Source organism: Aequorivita soesokkakensis (assembly GCF_001641085.1).
Taxonomy (GTDB): Bacteria; Bacteroidota; Bacteroidia; order Flavobacteriales; family Flavobacteriaceae; genus Aequorivita; species Aequorivita soesokkakensis.
On record NZ_LXIE01000001.1, the window covers coordinates 324,259 to 344,813 of the forward strand.

Sequence of the window (20,555 nt, forward strand, 5' to 3'; positions counted from 1 at the left end):
ATGTCAAAAAGAAGAATTAAAAAAGTAGCGGTAATCGGTTCCGGAATTATGGGAAGCGGCATAGCCTGCCATTTCGCTAATATTGGCGTGGAAGTGCTTTTGCTGGATATTGTTCCGCGTGAGCTTAATGATGCCGAAAAGAAAAAAGGACTTACCCTTGAAGATAAAGTGGTGCGAAACCGCATTGTGAACGAAGATTTACAGAAAGCCATTAAAAGCAACCCTGCCCCACTCTATCACAAGGATTTTGCGAAAAGAATCTCCACCGGAAATTTGGAAGACGATATTTCCAAAGTGAAAACTGCCGACTGGATTATTGAAGTTGTAATTGAACGATTGGACATCAAAAAACAGGTTTTTGAGAATCTTGACAAACACAGAACGCCCGGCACGTTAATTACTTCAAACACTTCGGGTATTCCTATTAAGTTTATGAGTGAAGGCCGAAGTGAAGATTTTCAAAAGCACTTCTGCGGAACCCACTTTTTCAATCCACCGAGATACTTAAAACTTTTTGAAATCATTCCAGGTCCTAAAACTTCAACCGAAGTATTAGACTTTTTAAATGGTTATGGTGAAAAATTCCTCGGAAAAACCTCCGTAGTCGCAAAAGATACACCCGCTTTTATAGGAAATAGAATTGGAATCTTCGGCATCCAAAGTCTTTTTCATCAAGTAAAGGAAATGGGGCTTACAATCGAAGAGGTTGATAAATTGACCGGTCCTGTAATCGGGCGACCAAAATCCGCAACTTTTAGAACCGTTGACGTTGTTGGTCTAGATACTTTGGTTCACGTTGCAAAAGGAATTTACGATAACGTTCCCGACGATGAAGAACACGGAATTTTTCAAATTCCAGGCTTCATCGATACGATGATGGAAAAGAAATGGTTGGGAAGCAAAAGCGGACAAGGTTTTTACAAAAAAGTGAAAAATGACGACGGTAGTAGTGAAATTCTCTCACTCGACCTCGATTCTTTAGAATATAGAAAAAGCAAAAAAGCATCTTTCGGCACTTTGGAAAAAACAAAATCGGTTGATAAAGTTACCGATCGTTTCCCAATTCTTATAAAAGGTGAAGACAAAGCTGGCGAATTCTACCGAAAAAACTTCGGGGCGATGTTCGCTTATGTTTCAAAAAGAATTCCTGAAATAACTGACGAGCTCTACAAGATTGACGATGCAATGAAAGCCGGTTTTGGTTGGGATAATGGCCCATTCGAAATTTGGGATGCCGTTGGCGTAAAAAAAGGAATTGAATTAATTAAAGATTTAGGAAAAGAACCAGCAGCTTGGGTAAATGAAATGCTTGAAGCTGGTGTTGATTCTTTCTACACTGTAAAAGACGGAAACACCTATTATTACGATATTCCGCAGAAAAAGCACGTAAAAGTTCCCGGACAGGATTCGTTTATCATTTTGGACAACATTCGTAAAACTTCCGAAGTTTTTAGAAATAGCGGTGTCGTGGTTGAAGATCTTGGTGATGGAATTTTGAATGTGGAGTTTATAAGTAAAATGAATTCCGTGGGCGGTGATGTTTTAGCTGGAATCAATAAAGCGATTGATATGGCGGAAAAAGATTACGATGGTTTGGTAATTGCCAACAACGGCAAAAACTTCTCCGTTGGCGCCAATATCGGAATGATATTTATGATGGCCGTGGAGCAGGAATATGAAGAATTGAATGCCGCAGTAAAATATTTTCAGGATACAAGTATGCGCATTCGCTACTCCTCCATTCCCGTTGTGGTTGCTCCGCACGGAATGACTTTGGGCGGTGGTTGCGAGTTTACACTTCACGCAGACCGCGTTGTTGCTGCAGCCGAAAGTTATATTGGCTTGGTGGAATTTGGCGTTGGGGTGATTCCCGGCGGTGGCGGTTCCAAGGAAATGGCAATGCGCGCAAGTGATTCTTTCAAAAAAGATGATGTTGAATTGAACCGACTTCAGGAATATTTCTTGACTATTGGAATGGCGAAGGTTTCTACTTCGGCTTATGAAGCCTATGATACCGGGATTCTTCAAAAAGGAAAAGATATTGTAATTGTAAACGAAGCAAGGCAAATTGCCGCTGCAAAAGCTGTTGCAAGGTTTATGGCTGATCAAGGTTATACGAAACCAATTCCGCGAACCGATGTAAAAGTACTTGGAAAGCAAGCTTTGGGTATGTTCTTGGTTGGAACTGACCAAATGGTTGCAGGAAACTACATCAGCGAGCACGATAAAAAAATCGCAAACAAGCTCGCCTACGTTATGGCCGGTGGCGATTTGAGTGAAGCAAGCTACGTAAGCGAGCAATATTTGCTTGATTTGGAACGTGAAGCCTTCTTAAGTTTAACTGGAGAACGAAAGACTTTGGAAAGACTTCAGCATATGATTCAGAAAGGAAAACCGTTGAGAAATTAGAATTGAGTAGATAGTATTGAGTATTGAGAAAAGAGTATGCATAAGTTAGAAGATTTAAAGATTTGGAACAAAGCAATGGAAGTTGCTGAAGAAGTCTATCTACTTACAGCAAATTTTCCAAAGGAAGAAAAGTTTGGATTGATTAGCCAACTTCGAAGTAGTGCAGTTTCAATTCCTTCTAATATTGCAGAAGGGGCAGGAAGAAATACCAATGGTGAATTTAAAAACTTCCTCGGCATTGCAAACGGTTCATCATATGAGCTTTTTACACAATTATTATTATCAATTAAATTAAAACTTGGTTCAGAATCATTAGTAAATCCAATTTTATCCAAAGTTATTGAACTACAAAAAATGAGTTATTCATTAATAAAATCGTTAGAAAAATGAGTGTCTCAATACTCAATACTAACATCTAAATACTAAATAAAAATGAAAACAGCATATATAGTAAAAGCATACAGAACCGCAGTGGGCAAAGCCCCTCGCGGAGTTTTCCGCTTCAAACGCCCTGACGAGTTGGCTGCGGAAACCATTAAATATATAATGAACGAATTGCCGCAACTCGACAAAAAAAGAATTGACGACGTAATTGTTGGAAACGCAATGCCTGAAGCTGAACAAGGCTTGAATATGGGCCGATTGATTTCGTTGATGGGTTTGGACATTGTTGATATTCCCGGAATGACGGTTAACCGTTATTGTGCTTCTGGATTGGAAACTATTTCAATTGCTGCCGCGAAAATCCAAAGTGGAATGGCAGATTGCATTATCGCAGGCGGTGCCGAAAGTATGAGTTATATCCCGATGGGTGGTTACAAACCGGTTCCAGATTATAAATTGGCAAAAGAAGGCCACGAAGATTACTACTGGAATATGGGTTTAACTGCGGAAGCAGTTGCAAAAAAATACAACGTTTCCCGAGAAGACCAAGACGAATTTGCGTACACAAGCCAAATGCGCGCTTTAAGGGCGCAGGATGAAGATAGATTTCAGGATCAAATTGTGCCTATTGAAGTGGAACACACTTTCGTAAATGATGCTGGAAAAAAAGTAACTGAAACATATACGGTTAATAAAGACGAAGGTCCAAGAAAGGGAACAAATATAGAAGCGCTGTCAAAACTTCGCCCTGTATTCGCCAATGGTGGAAGCGTTACCGCAGGAAATTCTTCACAAATGAGTGATGGTGCAGCTTTCGCAGTTATTATGAGTGAAGAAATGGTAAAGGAATTAAATCTTGAACCCATTGCTAGATTGGTAAGCTTTGCAGCCGTTGGCGTTGAGCCAAAAATTATGGGCATAGGCCCATTATATGCTATTCCAAAAGCATTGAAACAAGCTGGATTAAAACAAGACCAAATGGAAATTATAGAGCTAAACGAAGCTTTTGCTTCACAATCGTTGGCTGTAATCCGCGGTCTTGGCTTAGATAAAGAAAAAGTCAACGTAAACGGAGGCGCTATCGCTATGGGTCACCCATTGGGTTGCACTGGCGCCAAACTTTCTGTGCAAGTATTTGATGAAATGCGCAAAAGAAACCTACAAGGAAAATACGGAATGGTGACGATGTGTGTGGGAACCGGGCAAGGTGCTGCGGGGGTTTATGAAATATTTTAAATGCTGAATTCTAAATTTTGAATGAATGGAGCCGAAGAAGGAAAATATCATAATTGACAAAACCTTTAAGTTTTCTCTTGATATAATTTCTTTATACAAAAAACTTCAAAATGAAAAGGAATACATTCTTTCAAAACAACTTTTACGTTCGGCAACCAGTATAGGTGCTAACGTTGAAGAAGCATCGGCAGCCCAGTCGAAAAAGGATTTTATAAATAAAATGTCCATCGCTTCTAAGGAGGCACGTGAAACAAAATATTGGCTTAATCTTTTGGACAAGTCTAATTTGACCCAACTCAATATTTCTCCTTTTTTGACGGAAATAGAACACATAATAAACATTTTGACCAAAATAATAATCACGGCTCAGACCAATTTAAAGAACAATAACATCTAAATTTTCATTCAAAATTTAGAATTCAAAATACAAAATAAAAAAATGGAAACACAAAATAAAAACAATTCTGAATTACTAAGAGGCGGACAATTTCTTGTAAAGGAAACTAAAGCAGAAGACGTCTTCACCCCAGAAGATTTTTCCGAGGAACAAAAAATGATGCGCGACTCTGTAAAGGAATTTGTAGATCGTGAAATTTGGCCGAATAAAGAACGATTTGAGCATAAAGATTATGCGCTAACGGAAGAAATTATGCGCAAAGCTGGCGAACTTGGTCTGCTTGGCGTTGCAGTTCCAGAAGCTTACGGCGGACTAGGCATGGGCTTCGTAACTACAATGTTGGTTTGCGATTACATTTCGGGCGCAACGGGTTCAATTGCTACTGCTTTTGGTGCACATACAGGTATTGGAACAATGCCAATTACTTTATATGGAACTGAGGAACAAATCAAAAAATATGTTCCAAAACTTGCAACTGGTGAATGGTTTGGCGCTTATGCTTTAACAGAACCCGGTGCGGGAAGCGATGCAAATAGTGGAAAAACAAAAGCCGTTCTTTCCGAAGATGGAAAATATTATTCCATAACCGGACAGAAAATGTGGATTTCAAACGCTGGATTTTGTAATACTTTTATTGTTTTCGCACGTATTGAAGACGACAAAAATATTACTGGATTTATAGTTGAAAACGATCCTTCAAACGGAATTTCTTTGGGAGAGGAAGAAAAGAAACTCGGTATCCACTCCTCCTCTACCCGTCAGGTTTTCTTCAGTGACACCAAAGTTCCTGTCGAAAATATGTTGGCCGGTCGTGGCGACGGATTTAAAATTGCGATGAACGCCTTGAATGTTGGTAGAATAAAATTGGCCGCTGCAAGTCTTGATGCGCAACGTCGCGTAATTTCTACAGCGGTAAAATATGCCAACGAACGTATTCAGTTTAAAGTGCCTATTTCTTCTTTTGGTGCCATTAAATTGAAATTGGCTGAAATGGCAACGAACGCTTACGTGAGTGAAAGTGCTAGTTACCGTGCCGGAAAAAATATTGAGGATAGAATTTCAATGCGCGTTGCACAAGGAAATTCGCACCAAGAAGCAGAATTGAAAGGCGTTGAGGAATACGCTATTGAGTGTTCAATATTAAAAGTAGCGGTTTCTGAAGACATTCAAAATTGCGCTGACGAAGGAATACAGATTTTTGGCGGAATGGGCTTTAGTGCAGACACTCCAATGGAATCTGCATGGCGCGATGCTCGAATTGCCCGTATTTACGAAGGCACCAACGAAATAAACAGAATGCTCGCCGTGGGAATGCTTGTGAAAAAAGCAATGAAAGGTCACGTAGATTTATTGAATCCTGCACAGGCTGTGGCTTCGGAATTAATGGGAATTCCTTCTTTTGAAACGCCCGATTACTCTGAATTGCTTTCCGAAGAAAAGGCGATGATTGCCAAATTGAAAAAAGTATTTTTAATGGTTGCAGGAAGCGCCGTGCAAAAATATGGTACCGAACTGGAAGAGCATCAGCAAACATTGATGGCCGCTGCAGATATTTTGATTGAAATCTATATGGCTGAAAGCGGTGTTTTAAGAGCTGAGAAAAACGCAAAACGTTTTGGTGAAGATGCACAAAAAGAGCAGATTGCAATGTCGCAGCTTTATCTTTACCACGCAGTTGATATTATTACCGTTAAAGCAAAAGAAGCAATTCTTTCCTTTTCTGAAGGAGATGAGCAACGCGCTATGTTAATGGGACTTAAACGATTCACCAAATATCAAAACATGCCAAATATTGGTGAGTTGCGAAAAACTATTGCAAATAAAGTAATTTCGGAAAATACATATCCATTTTAATCGTTTTGTGCTAATTAGCAATTAAATAGCAAAAGTTTACAAATATTAGGTCCAATAGATTTTAAAAATCTGTTGGGCTTTTTTTTAAAATACTTATCTTTAGAATGATATCAGCAAATAAGTAATGAAAAATAAACTTGTTTTAATAATTCTTACCCTTTCTTGCCTTGCCTTTACATTTGTTGATACATCTGGATTGAAAATTTTAATTCTTAACCGACTTAACGAATACACAGCAGAAAAATATCCCGAAAAGATATACATTCAAACAGACAAACCCTATTACACCGCCGGAGAAAATATATGGTTCAACGCTTATCTGGTCAATGGCGTTACCCATACAAAAACCAATAAAAGCAAAGTTGTTTATGTAGAGCTCATAAACGAACAGGATAGTATTATAAGTGACCGAAGACTATATACGGATTCAATCAATGCTCCTGGAGATTTTAAGTTACCCATTGATTTAAAAGGTGGTTCATATCTGTTAAGAGCATATACCAACTATATGCGCAACCAATCAAATGATTTTTTTTTCAAAAAGCAAATTCAAATTTTCGCTTTTAATTCTGGGGTGAATACCGATGATTTTAGCGATAGCTCCAAAATAAAAGAAAGTTCAGCTTCACCAGACCTTGGCTTTTATCCCGAAGGTGGTTATTTAGTATCGGGAATAAATAATAAAGTTGCTGTAAAAATTAAAGATGCCGATCTAAACGCGAGTCCTGTTATTGGTTATATTGAAGATTCACAAGGAAATAAAATTACGGACTTTAAAACCATGGAGTTTGGCCTCGCTTACTTCAACTTAAACCCTGAAAAGGGAAAAGAATATCGTGCTATTGTTAATTCTGGAAATGAAGATATAGTATTTCCTTTGCCCGATCCACTTAAAGATGGCTATGTAATGAATACCTCATCAACTGAAAAGGACGTTGTTATAAAAGTTACCACCAACAAACCCCAAGGATTAAAAAACACTTTGCTTATAGGTCACCAAAGAGGATTGGCCGCTTTTGATTACACACAAGAAAAAGACCTAAGTTCAATGCTGTTGAAAATTCCGAAAGAGAATTTAATTGAAGGTGTATTGGATATTGTTTTTTTCAATCAATCTGAACAGCCTGTTGCGGAAAGGTTGTTATATATTAAAAAAGAGGAAAAAGAATTATCAGTATCCGTCAAAAAGAAAACAAATGCTCCAATAAGTGTGCGTGAACGTGTAAACTTGGAAATTGAAGTGAAAGATAAATTCGGAAAATTAATCCCCAGTAATCTTTCACTTTCTGTTATAGACACTGAATTAATAAAGCCAAATGAAAATGCCGAGAATATAAAAACCTGGCTATTATTAAATTCTGATTTAAGGGGAAAGATTAAATCTCCCAATTATTTTTTTCAAAATGGCGATAATATAAAAAAGAAAGAACTTTTAGACTTGATAATGATGACCCACGGCTGGCGACGATTTACTTGGCAAGAATTTTCAAAAAACAGCATGTTCCAAGAATTCCAGCCAGAAGACGGAATATATATTAATGGTATTACAATAAGCGCCAACACTCCCTTTAAAAGTAAATTTTCTGAAACTAAACTTACTTTTAGAAAAGATGGTTTTATACAGGAAACACAAAACACTGATGAAAACGGCTCCTTTTCTTACGGGCCATATATATTCAAGGATGAGATCGGTGTTTTATTACAGGCTGGAGAAGGGTTATCTTCAAACAATGCCAATTATAGTGATACGAATATAAAATTAGCCCCTCCACTGGAAAAACCTGAAATAAGTCCGCAAAGTAAAAACGTTGCTTTTATACAAAAAAACCCAAGCGTAGAAGCCTATAAACAAAAAGCAAAGAAAATTGTAGTAACAAATTTTAAATTTGATAAAGACAGGGAGATATTGGATGAGGTAAATATCAAAACTACCAGAATTTCAAAAGAAGAGCTTAACGAAATTGAACGAAATAAAAGAACAAAACATTTTACGCCCTCCTATCGGATTATAGTTGATGATATGGGAATGCATGGGGGAGCAGATTTTATGGAGTTAATTGCAAATGTTCCAGGTATTAGAATAGGAAAAACATACAAAGCAGAGACTTCACAGGATGTTGTGGTAAACCTAAGAGGTATGGAGCCTCGATATTTTGTAGATGGAATTCAGGTAACATTAAACGATGCAAGATCTATTCCTCAGGCAAACATAGATTTTATAGATATTCGAAATGTTGGTCACGCCTCTGCAAATTACGCCTTCGCAGCTCAAGGAGTGATTGCCATTTATACCAAACAAGGAAGAAGAGGCGGAGGTGCTTCAAAAATTATAAACAGAAAAGCAGGGTCTATTAGCTTTCAATTAGATGGTTTTTACAATTCCCGTGAATTTTATGCGCCGGATTATTCCTTTGAAGACAGAAATTCAGCCCGTGAAGATAGACGCACCACCCTTTATTGGAATCCAAAAATTCGAATTGAAGAAAATGCAAACGCAACTATTTCATTTTATAGCAGTGACGATAAAGGCAATTTTCAAATTGACATTGAAGGAATTACCGATACTGGGATTCCAATACATGCTACAGCAATGCTAACAGTTGAATAATAAAATCGATAAACTTTTTTAATGGGGCGAATACGAATTATGAATACAGAGATTTATGGCGCAGAGTTTGCTATTTTTGAAAAAAATAATTTACAATGAAAAAGCTCCTTTTCCTGTTTATCATCTTAACTTCAAGTTTCATTTTCGCACAAGAAAACACCGAAGTTTATGTTTTTGATATTCGCCCTGCCTACGAAGGTTTAGAATTAATTAATCCACGAAATATTTCAAACAATGAAGGTTATGATAATCAACCTTCGTTCATTTCCAACGAAGCACTTGTTTTTGCGGGAAATAATGAAGGTCAAACTGATATTTCAGAATATAATCTAAATTCAAAACTTCAAACTTGGATCAATAAAAAAACCGAGGGCGGCGAATATTCTCCGCAAAAATTCCCTTCAAGCAATGATGTAGCTTCTGTTAGACTCGACAAAGATGGATTACAACGCTTGTATCGTTACAATTCACAAACAGGAAGTTCTTCAGAATTAATTAAAAATTTACAAGTTGCTTATTTCGCATTTTATAATGACCAAAAAATTCTTTCAACAGTTTTGGACGGCGACAGCATGGATTTAGTATTGATTGATTTATCTTCAAAAACTGCCGATACTATCTTTCGAAACGCTGGCAGATCACTCCAAAAAGTGCCAAAAACAAACTCAATGAGCTATTCCTTAGTAAACGAGGAAGGAAATCTAGATGTTTATCTTTTGGATATGGATTCATACGAAAGTTTTTTTGTAACCGAATTGCCAATCGGAATTCAAGATTGCGTTTGGATCAATGACACACAAATTTTAGTGGGCAGTGGAAACAAACTTTATATGTACGATACCTTGGGCGAACCGGAATGGACACGCGTTGCCTCCCTTGAAGAATACGGAATTAAAAATATTAGCCGTATGGCTATAAGCCCTGACGGGAAAAAACTGGCAGTAGTTGCACAACCTATGTAATTAAGCTATTACAAATTCTAAAAGTTTAAGTTCATTCTTCCTTCTTTTGAGTATTTTTAGGGAAACTTTTTTCAAAATGAAATTATTTTCCCTTTTAGCATTCTTATTGGTTTTCGCTACTTCCTTTTCCCAAACCGATCAAAAAATCTACGATATTATCAATTCAGTTTCTGCGGAAAGAATTGAGGCAGATATAACTAAACTTGCCAATTTCGGAACCCGAAATACTTTTAGCGATACAATAAGCAACACCCGCGGAATTGGCGCAGCGCGAAGATGGATAAAATCTGAATTTGAAAAAGTTTCTAAAGATTGCGACAATTGTCTAAACGTTTTCTTCCAGAAAGATTTGGTAAAAGCCGATGGCAATGATCGCATTCCCCAAGATACTTGGATTGTTAACGTTGCCGCAATTCAAAAGGGGACAAAATACCCAAACCGTTACATTATTATGAGCGGCGACATAGATTCTCGAAACAGTGACGGTAGCGATTTCACAAAAGATGCGCCCGGTGCCAATGACAACGCGAGCGGAATGGCTGGAACTATTGAGGCAGCTCGCGTTCTTTCAAAATATAAATTTGAAAACAGTATAATTTATTTAGGATTGAGCGGCGAAGAACAAGGCCTTTTCGGTGGAAAAGGTTTTGCGGAATATGCAAAAAATAAAGGTTGGGAAATCATCGGCGTTTTCAATAATGATATGATTGGCAACATAAAAGGTGTTGACGGCGTAATAAGCAATCGGGATTTCAGGATTTTTTCAGAACCCGTTCCTCCAATAGAAACCGAAAAAGAAAGACAAATGCGAAGATTTTACGGCGGCGAAGTAGATGGAATTTCCCGCCAACTTGCCCGTTACGTTTTTAAGACAACGCAGACATATATGCCAGAAATGAATCCAATGATGGTTTATAGATTAGACCGTTTTGGTCGCGGCGGGCATCACCGTCCTTTCAATGATTTGGGCTGGGCGGGAATCCGGATTATGGAAGCCCACGAAGATTACAACCACCAACACCAAGATTTAAGAACCGAAAACGGAATTGATTACGGCGATAAACTGGAGTTTGTAAATTTTGATTATGCAGCAAAACTCACCGCTGTGAATGCAATTAATTTAGCGAGCATTGCTTCCGCCCCACCCGAACCTAAAAATGTTAGCATTGGTGGCGTTGTGGAAGCTTCCGCAAAATTGAAGTGGGATAAAGTTGAAGGCGCAATTGGTTATAAAATATATTGGCGCGACACAACTTCACCAACTTGGGACCACAGCCGTTACGTTGGCGATGTTTCAGAATTTACTTTAAAAGGAATTGTCATTGATAATTCTTTTTTTGGAGTAGCTTCCGTGGGGAAAGATGGTTTTGAGAGCGTTGTTGTTTTCCCAAATTCGGTATTTAGGTAAAAATATAAATTATGAAAGAAAAGATTTGTATCGTCGTTTTATTGCTTCTAACTCTTTCTGCATTTTCCCAACAGGAATTCACACGAGCAGATACGCTACGCGGTAGCATAACTCCTGAAAGAGCTTGGTTTGACGTAACATATTATGACTTAAAAGTTACCGTAAATCCTTCCGAAAAAACCATTGAGGGCAGCAACACTATTTCCTATAAAATTTTGGAGCCAAATGAAGTGATGCAAATTGACCTGCAAGCCCCGATGAAAATTGATAAAATTATTCAGGATGAAAAAGAAATTTCATTCACTTCCGAAGGAAATGCACACTTTTTAAAACTTCAAAAGAAACAACATAAAGGAAACGAGGAAAAAATAACAATCTATTTCTCCGGAAAACCAATTGTAGCTAGACGTCCGCCGTGGGATGGAGGATTTACTTGGACTAAAGATAGCAATGGAAAAGATTTTATAGCAACTTCCAATGAAGGCATTGGCTCCAGTGTTTGGTGGCCATTAAAAGACCATCCCTCCGATGAGCCCGACAATGGCATTACAATTTCAGTGACCGCACCAAAAGATTTGATGGATGTGAGTAACGGAAGACTAAAGAAAGTTATTGAAAACGCAAATACAAAAACCTGGGTTTGGCAAGTGGTAAACCCCATAAATGCTTACGGCGTGGACATAAACATTGGCGATTACGTGCACTGGAGCGAGAAATATGAAGGTGAAAAAGGAACGCTGGACATGGATTATTATGTGCTTCGCGAAAATGAGGCGAAGGGAAAAGAGCAATTCAAACAGGCGCCAATGATGATGAAAGCCTTTGAGCATTGGTTTGGCCCCTATCCTTTTTACGAAGATGGCTACAAGTTGATTGAAGCTCCTTATTTGGGAATGGAGCACCAAAGTAGCGTGACCTACGGCAACAAATTTGAAAACGGCTATTTGGGCCGCGATCTTTCAGAAACTGGTTGGGGATTAAAATTTGATTTTATAATTATTCACGAAAGCGGCCACGAATGGTTTGCTAACAGCATTACGAATAAAGATGTGGCAGATATGTGGATTCACGAAGGGTTTACAAATTATTCGGAAAACCTTTATTTGGATTATTACTTCGGAAAAAAGGCTTCTTCAGAATACGTTATCGGCACGAGAAAAAAGATTATGAACCAAAGTCCAATTATTGGGCAGTATAATGTTGACAATTCTGGAAGTGGCGACATGTATTACAAAGGCGGAAATATGCTACATATGATTCGTCAACTTATTGAAGATGATGAAAAATGGCGACAAATTCTTCGTGGTTTGAACAAAGAATTTTATCACCAAACCGTTACTACCAAACAGATTGAAGATTACATCAGTAAAAAAAGTGGAATAGATCTTTCTGAATTTTTTGATCAATATTTGAGAACTGTAATGGTTCCAAAATTGCAATATTCCATCGATGGAAAAAATCTGAAATTTCGATATGTGGATATTGTAAAAAACTTTGACATGCCTTTAATTGCATTAATAAATGGAAAAGAAGAATGGATTTATCCCACTTCGGAATGGAAAACAAAAACGCTCTCTTCCCCTATTTTAAATTTTCAGATTAAAGAAGATTTTTATGTGAATTCCGAAGAAATAAAATAATGAATTCTAAGCCTACACTTTATTTCAAAAATGATATTGAATGGCGGGAATGGTTACATGAAAATCACGAAACACATCCTCAAGGCGTTTATTTAATTTTCTTCAAAGTTGAAATGGAAGTTGCATCAATGCGATGGGAAGAAGCGGTAAAAATAGCACTTTGCTATGGCTGGATAGACAGCACGGTTAAAAGTCTTGGCGATGGAAAACGCCAACAATATTTTTGTCCGCGAAATCCAAAAAGTGTTTGGAGCGCATTAAATAAATCCTATTTAAAAGAATTGGAAAAAGAAGGCCTCCTTCATAAAAACGGAAAAAAAGTAATTGCTGAAGCCAAGAAAAATGGAAGTTGGACCGCTTTGGACGATGTAGAAAATTTGATAATTCCGGAAGATCTTCAAAAAGCCTTTGACTTAAATAAACAAGCTTTTATAAATTTTGAAAATTTTAGTCGCAGTTATAGAAAAAGCTATCTTTATTGGCTGAATCACGCCAAACGGGAAGAAACCCGAAACAAACGAATTGCAGAAATTATATCGCTCTGCGAGAATAATATTAAATCCAGAACATAACCACCAAATATTATAATTATGAAAACGTTTCCATTTCTAATATGTCTCTTAATCTCAACAACTTTTTTTGCCCAGAAAAAAGAAAATAAAGACAAAGAAAAAGAAGAACCGAAATGGGAAGTAGCAAATCCCGGACAAGATTTCAACTATAAAACCCATTCCTTCACAACAAACGAAGGTACTTGGATGAATCTAGATGTAAGTCCGGACGGTAAAACCATCGTTTTTGATATGCTCGGCGATATTTACACGATGCCAATTTCAGGTGGAACGGCCAAAGCAATTAGAACGGGAATTCCTTTTGAAGTGCAACCAAGGTTCAGCCCAGACGGCACAAAAATTTCGTTTACAAGTGATGCGGGTGGTGGCGACAATATTTGGGTGATGAATGTAGATGGCAGCAATGCAAAACAAATTACAAAAGAAGATTTTAGACTATTGAACAACGCCGTTTGGAGTGCGGACGGAAACTATTTGATTGCACGAAAGCATTTTTCCTCTGAAAGAAGTTTGGGAGCTGGTGAAATGTGGCAATATCATAAATCTGGCGGAACGGGTCTGCAACTCACAAAACGAAAAAACGATCAACAGGATGTAAACGAACCTTTTGTTTCCCCGGACGGAAAATATCTTTATTATAGTGAAGATATGTATCCGGGCGGATATTTTCAGTACAATAAAGATCCCAACGACCAAATTTATGTGATAAAACGATATGAGTTTGCAACAGGCAAAACTGAAACAACCACTGGCGGCCCAGGTGGAGCTGCTCGACCAACAATTTCACGCGATGGAAAAAAATTGGCCTTTGTTAAAAGAGTTCGTACCAAAAGTGTATTATTTATCCAGGATTTGGAAACTGGCGAGGAATGGCCCATTTACGATCAATTAAACAAAGATCAGCAGGAAGCTTGGGCGCTTTTCGGGGTTTATCCTAATTTTAGTTGGATGCCAAACAACTACGAAATTGTTTTTTGGAGCGGTGGAAAAATCAATAAGATTGATGTAAAATCATTGGCAGTAACCAACATTCCTTTTACAGCAAATGTGAATATAGATTTGGCGGAAACGGTTCATTTCAATAATAAAATTGAGACTGAAACATTTACTCCAAAAATGATTCGCAACGCTGTTACTTCGCCGGATGGGAAATATATTCTTTTTAGTGCTTTGGGACATTTGTATAAAAAATCTTTGCCCAACGGTGAACCTCAGCGATTGACAAATAGTAAAGATTTTGAGTTTGAACCAACCTTCTCGCCCAATGGCGCCGAGATAGTTTACGTTACTTGGAACGATTTGGAAAAAGGTGCTATTTATAAAATTTCAGCAAATGGTGGAAATCCTGTGAAACTTACTTCAGCAAAAGGAATCTATAGAACCCCTTCTTTTTCGGCAAACGGAACACAGATTGTTTTTGAAAAGGAAAAAGGAAACACCGACCAAGGATTTACTTATACCAAAAATAACGGTATTTATATAATGACTTCCAACGGAAGCAACGAGAAATTCATCGTTGACAAAGGCGAATATCCTATGTTTAGTAAAGATGGAAAACGAATTTTTCTGCAAACGGGAGGAACGTATTTTGGAGACATTGAGAAAAAATTGATAAGTGTAAACCTTGAGGGGAATGATGAAAAAACACATATAACTTCCAAATACGCCAATAGATTAATCCCAAGTCCAGATAACGAATGGATCGCTTTTACAAATCTTCACAAACTGTTCGTGGCTCCTTTGGTGCTAAACGGACAAGCTATCGATTTAGATAACAACAGCAAATCTGTTCCCGTTTCACAGCTCGCAAAAGATGCTGGTATAAATATACATTGGTCGCCAAACAGTCAAAAACTGATGTGGACTTTGGGCGATGAATATTTCAGCAATGAATTAAAAAATAGGTTTACATTTTTAGATGGCTCTCCAGAAAAAGTACCCGAAATAACTTTGGTCGGAACAAAGATTGGCTTGCAAGCTACTGTTGATAAGCCCAGCGGAAGGATCGCATTCACCAATGCACGAATTATTACAATGGAAAATGACAAAATCATTGAAAATGGAACCATCGTAATAAACGGTAATAAAATAGAAGCCATTGGCGAAGCCGATAAGGTTTCCGTTCCTTCTGGAACAAAGATTTATTCTGCAGAAGGGAAAACCATCATGCCAGGAATGGTTGATGCGCATGCACATATTGGAGCATTCAGGTATGGACTTCCATCTCAGCAATATTGGCCTTTTATGGTGAATTTAGCTTTCGGGGTAACGACTTCGCACGATCCTTCTGCAAATACTGAAACTGTTTTTACACTTTCAGAACTTCAAAAAAACGGACAATTAGTTGGACCACGATTGTTTTCAACCGGATTCATTCTTTACGGAGCTGATGGGGATTTTAAAGCCGTGATAAACAATTTGGAAGACGCCAGAAGCAGTATTCGTCGTACAAAAGCGTTTGGTGCTAAAAGCGTGAAAAGCTACAATCAGCCGCGAAGAGACCAACGTCAGCAAGTTTTACAAGCTGCGCGCGAAATGGGAATTAACGTGGTTCCTGAAGGTGGTTCTACTTTTTATCACAACATAACCCAAGTTATTGATGGTCATACAGGAATTGAGCACAACATTCCCGTAGCACCTGTTTATAAAGATATTCTTGAGGTTTGGGGCAAAAGTGGTTCTGGCTACACGCCTACCCTTATTGTAAATTATGGCGGAATGAATGGAGAATTCTACTATTATGAACGCGACAATGTTTGGGAAAATAAAAAACTGCTAACATTCAGCCCGAGAAGTATTATTGATAGCCGTTCACGCCACAGAATGAAAACACCGCAGGAAGAATATAAAAATGGTCATATTTTGGTCTCGGAAACCGCAAAAAGTTTGAGCGATGCCGGAGTGAAAGTAAATATGGGAGCGCACGGACAGTTGCAAGGTCTGGGTGCACATTGGGAAACTTGGATGCTGCAACAGGGAGGAATGAGCAATTTGGAAGCGTTGAAAGCTGCTACAATTAATTCCGCGGAATACATTGGTGCGGGTGAAGATATTGGTTCATTGAAAGAAGGAAAACTTGCTGATTTGATTGTGATGGATAAAAACCCATTGGAAGATATTGAAAACACCCAAACCATAGAAATGGTAATGATCAACGGAAGATTGTATGATACCGAAACAATGAATGAAATAGGAAACAATCCAAAAGAACGTCTTCCTTTTTTCTGGGAAATGGAGAAATACAATCAAGCTTTCCCGTGGCATCAGGAAACCCACGGATTTATGGATGGCGGTTGCAGCTGTCATTAATAGAAGAAAATGTACCGAGCATATTGGCAATTTTATAAAACTATCTTTCCGTTTATTGCAGCATTTTCAATTTTGAGTATGCTATATGTGGGGTTGCTTTGGGGCTTTATTCTTTTCGTGACAATCGGTTTGTTGGTTGGTTTTATAGGGTTTCGAACGTTTTATAATGATCAATTCTATTTCTACTTTAATCTTGGTATTACCAAATGGAAGCTTTTTAAAGTTTCATTTATTATCAATATTTTAGTTGGCATTCCTGTTTTTTCAGTTCTAATTATATTTATAACCTTCATATTTGGCAATCTTCAAATTACATAATGCCTCAATAAACTTTGGAAAAAAAGAAATTCTCAAAGAAGTTTCCTTTTCTTTGGAAACTGGAGAAATTTTAGGGATTTTCGGAAGAAATGGCTGCGGAAAATCTACTTTGCTCAAAATGATATTTGGAACATTAAGAAAAGGGTCAGTTACTGTTTCAATCGATGGAATAAACTTTAATCCTTCAGAAAATATTTCTTCAGAATGCATCGCTTACTTATCACAACACTCCTTTTTACCAAAAAATAGTAAGGTTCGGGATTTAATTCCTATATATTTTTCAGAAGAAAAAAAACAGGATGCTATCTTTTATGATGCGCTGATTGCAAAAATTGCCGCTAAAAAAGTTGGGGAATTATCATTAGGGCAAGTTCGTTATTTGGAAGTTTTATTGGTTGGAAATCTGGACCATTCATTTTTAATGCTCGACGAGCCATTTTCTATGATTGATCCACTTTATAAAGTAGAAATTAAAAGCCTTTTAAATAAGCTAAAAGTTGAAAAAGGAATATTGATAACGGATCATTATTACGAAGATGTTCTCGATATAACTTCAAAAAACCTACTCATAAAAAATGGTGTTGGAATCCCAATTAAAAGTAAGGAAGATTTAAAAAGACTGGAATATCTCGGTAAAAGTTAGTCATAAAAAAAGCCCCATATTTATGGGGCTTTTCTTTTAAATTCATTTAAAAATGAATTACATTTTTGGCATCAATACTTTATCTATAGTATGAACAACACCATTTGACGCGTCCATATCAGCACTTGTTACGGTAGCTGTATTTCCTTTAGCATCTTTGATCATTACTTTACCACTTTTTTCAGATAAAGTAAGGGTTTCACCATTCATTGTAGTTACATCCAATTTACCGCCAGCATCTTTAATTTTACCCATTACATCAGCAGCATTCATTTTACCTTGAAGTACATGATACTGAAGCAATTTTTGAAGTTGAGCTTTGTTCTCTGGCTTCATTAAATTTTCTAAAGTTGCTTTTGGTACTTTGTTGAAAGCTTCGTTTGTAGGCGCAAAAACTGTGTAATCGCCTTCACCTTTAAGCGTTTGGGCCATATCTGCGGCCTGAAGAGCGCTTACCAATGTAGAAAGGTCTGCATTACCCATTGCTTTTGCAGCAATTGAATTAGCTTCCATTTGAGCCATCATGGCCTGGTTGTCAGCTTCAACTTTCATTAAAGAATCTTTTTCGCGCTCCATGCGCATCTGTTCAGCTTTGGCTTGTTCCTCAGCTTCTTTCTTTTTTGTGTCTTCACAGCTTGCAAAAAGCATTGTCATTACTGCAAGAGACATTACAATTGTTTTTAGTTTCATAATATTATAGTTGATTTAATGTTTGTATCAAAGGTATTTCAACTAGGACGAACTTTTTATTAATTGTAATTAATCTTTAGTTAAATTTTTGGTAATTTTTTAATGGATATTACTTTATACAGTTGTTCTTATTAAAGTTTTATTAATGATTAAAAAAATAATGCACAAAATTGTATCTTTAGAAATTAACAAATAAAACTTTTTACAAAATGATCAAATCAAAATATCAAAGCGTTTTAGATTTAGGAGAAAAACTCAACATTCAAAACGGTGATGTAAAAGAAGAAAATGGCCAGCTTAAAGTTTGGGGAACTGCAAAAACACCTTATGAAAAAAATCTTCTTTGGGACGAAATAAAAAGAATAGGTGGTGAAAACCCTACAGATATAATGGCTGATATTAAAGTTGCAGACTCATCTGTTTTTGCGCACCACACTGTGAAAAGCGGGGAATCTTTAAGTAAAATTGCGAAGCAGTATTATGGCAATGCAAACAAGTATAATGCTATATTTGAAGCCAATAAAGGAAAATTAAAATCGGCAGACCTCATCCATCCAGGTGATGAATTGGTGATTCCAAATATTTAATATTCAGTAAATAGTTAATAATGAAAAAGCCGCCCGTTTAATTTAAACGAGCGGTTTTTTATTGCTGAAATTTTAAAGTCCACTAATATAGCTTCCGTATAAATCCTTGAAATGAAGTCCGTTCCCCAAACTGAATTTACTCAGTTTTTTGTTTTCTGCCAATGCCCAAAGAATTAACTCCTTTAAAAAATAACTATCCTTTTTCGAAGTTTCTGGCTGATATTTTTCAATCAATTGTTGCAATGGGATGATTCGGTCCAATTCATTTTTATACTCTTCGTCTGAATATGAATCGAGCAATTCAAAATCATTTTCCTCAAAAAACCAGGCTACAATTTCGGCATACGGATCTTCATCGGTATTTTTTGTGAGCTTTTCAATTTTAGGAAAACGCTCTTTAAAAGTAGTATTTACGGCATCTACAATTAATTGCTGTGCAACTTGGGAAACACCTTCCTGCTCGCCTTCATAAACCAATTCAATTTTTCCAGTAATTGAAGGAATTACTCCCATAAAATCGCCCAAACGAATTGTAGTTTTTTCTTCTCCATTTTGTAAAGCTCTTCTTTCTGCAGTACTCAAAAGATTTTCAAAAGCTGTAATGCTTAAACGGGCGCTAACGCCACTTTTAGCGTCAATAAAATCATTTTTACGGGCTTCAAAACTTATTTGTTCCAAAATATCCTTTGCTAATTCAGGCACGTAAATGTTCGATTTTGTTTTAATAGCTTCAGCAGTTTCCTGTTCCGTAATTGTGCGTGCAGTTTGAATATCTTCGGGATAATGGGTTAGAATTTGGGAGCCAATTCTATCTTTCAGTGGCGTAACAATACTTCCGCGGTTTGTGTAATCTTCAGGGTTTGCGGTGAAAACGAACTGAATATCCAATGGCAAACGAACCGCAAAACCGCGAATCTGAATATCACCTTCCTGGAGAATATTAAAAAGCGCCACTTGAATACGCGGCTGTAAATCTGGAAGCTCGTTAATTACAAAAATGCAGCGGTTGCTTCGCGGAATCATCCCAAAATGAATCACGCGGTCATCTGCATACGTAAGTTTTAGATTTGCAGCTTTTATTGGGTCAACATCGCCAATAATATCTGCAACCGTAACATCTGGTGTTGCAAGTTTTTCTGAAAAACGGTCATCGCGGTGCAGCCAACTTATTGGAGTATCATCACCTTTTTCGTGCATCAAGTTTTTGGCGTATCGGGAAATGGGGTTGAAAGGATCATCGTTTATTTCACTGCCTTCAACCACCGGAATGTATTCATCCAAAAGACCAACCATTTGCCGAGCCAATCGGGTTTTTGCTTGCCCGCGAAGCCCTAAAAGATTTATATTGTGTTTTGAAAGAATGGCGCGTTCCAATTCTGGAATTACGGTAAGTTCATAACCATGAATGCCTACAAATGGTGTTTCTTTCTTCATTATTTTTTGAAGTAGATTTCTTCGTAATTCTTCTTTGATTGATTTCGGTTCGTATCCGGATTTTTTAAGTTCGCCGAACGTTTTGATTTTTTCTATATTCATCA

General features: G+C 37.3%; 15 protein-coding genes. 13 read left to right on the top strand and 2 right to left on the bottom strand.

Features of this window, described 5'->3' with window-relative positions; genetic code table 11:
- The 12 genes from A7A78_RS01535 to A7A78_RS01595 all read left to right on the top strand — a co-directional run bounded on the left by A7A78_RS01535 (position 1) and on the right by A7A78_RS01595 (position 17,740).
- Positions 1-2,409, top strand: a complete 2,409-nt coding sequence (locus A7A78_RS01535) for a 3-hydroxyacyl-CoA dehydrogenase/enoyl-CoA hydratase family protein (protein ID WP_068760548.1) — start codon at positions 1-3, stop codon at positions 2,407-2,409.
- Positions 2,410-2,445: 36 nt separating this feature from the next.
- Positions 2,446-2,799, top strand: a complete 354-nt coding sequence (locus tag A7A78_RS01540; RefSeq protein ID WP_068760550.1) for a four helix bundle protein — start codon at positions 2,446-2,448, stop codon at positions 2,797-2,799.
- A 42-nt stretch (positions 2,800-2,841) separates the two neighbouring features.
- On the top strand, positions 2,842-4,029 hold the full coding sequence (locus A7A78_RS01545) for an acetyl-CoA C-acyltransferase (protein ID WP_068760552.1): 1,188 nt from the start codon (positions 2,842-2,844) through the stop codon (positions 4,027-4,029).
- A gap of 25 nt (positions 4,030-4,054) precedes the next feature.
- Complete coding sequence (locus tag A7A78_RS01550) at positions 4,055-4,426, top strand: four helix bundle protein (RefSeq protein WP_068760554.1); 372 nt, start codon at positions 4,055-4,057, stop codon at positions 4,424-4,426.
- A gap of 42 nt (positions 4,427-4,468) precedes the next feature.
- Positions 4,469-6,280 (top strand): acyl-CoA dehydrogenase family protein, encoded by a 1,812-nt coding sequence (locus tag A7A78_RS01555; protein WP_068760556.1) that lies wholly within the window; start codon positions 4,469-4,471, stop codon positions 6,278-6,280.
- Positions 6,281-6,404: 124 nt separating this feature from the next.
- Entirely contained in the window at positions 6,405-8,888 is a 2,484-nt protein-coding gene (locus A7A78_RS01560; protein ID WP_068760558.1) for a TonB-dependent receptor plug domain-containing protein, read from the top strand.
- A gap of 95 nt (positions 8,889-8,983) precedes the next feature.
- Positions 8,984-9,850: a TolB-like translocation protein gene (locus tag A7A78_RS01565; RefSeq protein ID WP_068760560.1), complete on the top strand. Its 867-nt coding sequence runs from the start codon at positions 8,984-8,986 to the stop codon at positions 9,848-9,850.
- Positions 9,851-9,926: 76 nt separating this feature from the next.
- The gene (locus A7A78_RS01570) at positions 9,927-11,258 is read left to right on the top strand and encodes a M28 family peptidase (protein ID WP_068760561.1); all 1,332 of its coding nucleotides are present in this window, start codon (positions 9,927-9,929) and stop codon (positions 11,256-11,258) included.
- Positions 11,259-11,269: 11 nt separating this feature from the next.
- Positions 11,270-12,898 carry a M1 family metallopeptidase gene (locus tag A7A78_RS01575; RefSeq protein WP_068760563.1) on the top strand — a complete coding sequence of 543 codons (1,629 nt, stop codon included), beginning with the start codon at positions 11,270-11,272 and terminating at the stop codon, positions 12,896-12,898.
- The gene (locus A7A78_RS01580; RefSeq protein WP_068760565.1) at positions 12,898-13,470 is read left to right on the top strand and encodes a YdeI/OmpD-associated family protein; all 573 of its coding nucleotides are present in this window, start codon (positions 12,898-12,900) and stop codon (positions 13,468-13,470) included. The genes A7A78_RS01575 and A7A78_RS01580 overlap by 1 nt, the downstream gene beginning before the upstream one ends.
- Before the next feature lie 18 nt (positions 13,471-13,488).
- Positions 13,489-16,779: an amidohydrolase family protein gene (locus A7A78_RS01585; protein WP_068760567.1), complete on the top strand. Its 3,291-nt coding sequence runs from the start codon at positions 13,489-13,491 to the stop codon at positions 16,777-16,779.
- Between the two features lie 295 nt (positions 16,780-17,074).
- On the top strand, positions 17,075-17,740 hold the full coding sequence (locus tag A7A78_RS01595; RefSeq protein ID WP_068760571.1) for an ATP-binding cassette domain-containing protein: 666 nt from the start codon (positions 17,075-17,077) through the stop codon (positions 17,738-17,740).
- A 57-nt stretch (positions 17,741-17,797) separates the two neighbouring features.
- Here the strand turns inward: A7A78_RS01595 and A7A78_RS01600 are convergent, their stop codons facing one another.
- On the bottom strand, positions 17,798-18,430 hold the full coding sequence (locus tag A7A78_RS01600) for a fasciclin domain-containing protein (protein WP_068760573.1): 633 nt from the start codon (positions 18,428-18,430) through the stop codon (positions 17,798-17,800).
- A gap of 209 nt (positions 18,431-18,639) precedes the next feature.
- Here A7A78_RS01600 and A7A78_RS01605 point away from each other — a divergent pair, with 209 nt between their 5' ends.
- Positions 18,640-19,017, top strand: a complete 378-nt coding sequence (locus tag A7A78_RS01605; RefSeq protein WP_068760575.1) for a LysM peptidoglycan-binding domain-containing protein — start codon at positions 18,640-18,642, stop codon at positions 19,015-19,017.
- 72 nt (positions 19,018-19,089) lie between these two features.
- Here the strand turns inward: A7A78_RS01605 and A7A78_RS01610 are convergent, their stop codons facing one another.
- Complete coding sequence (locus A7A78_RS01610; protein ID WP_068760892.1) at positions 19,090-20,553, bottom strand: magnesium chelatase; 1,464 nt, start codon at positions 20,551-20,553, stop codon at positions 19,090-19,092.
- Between the last annotated feature and the right edge of the window lie 2 nt (positions 20,554-20,555).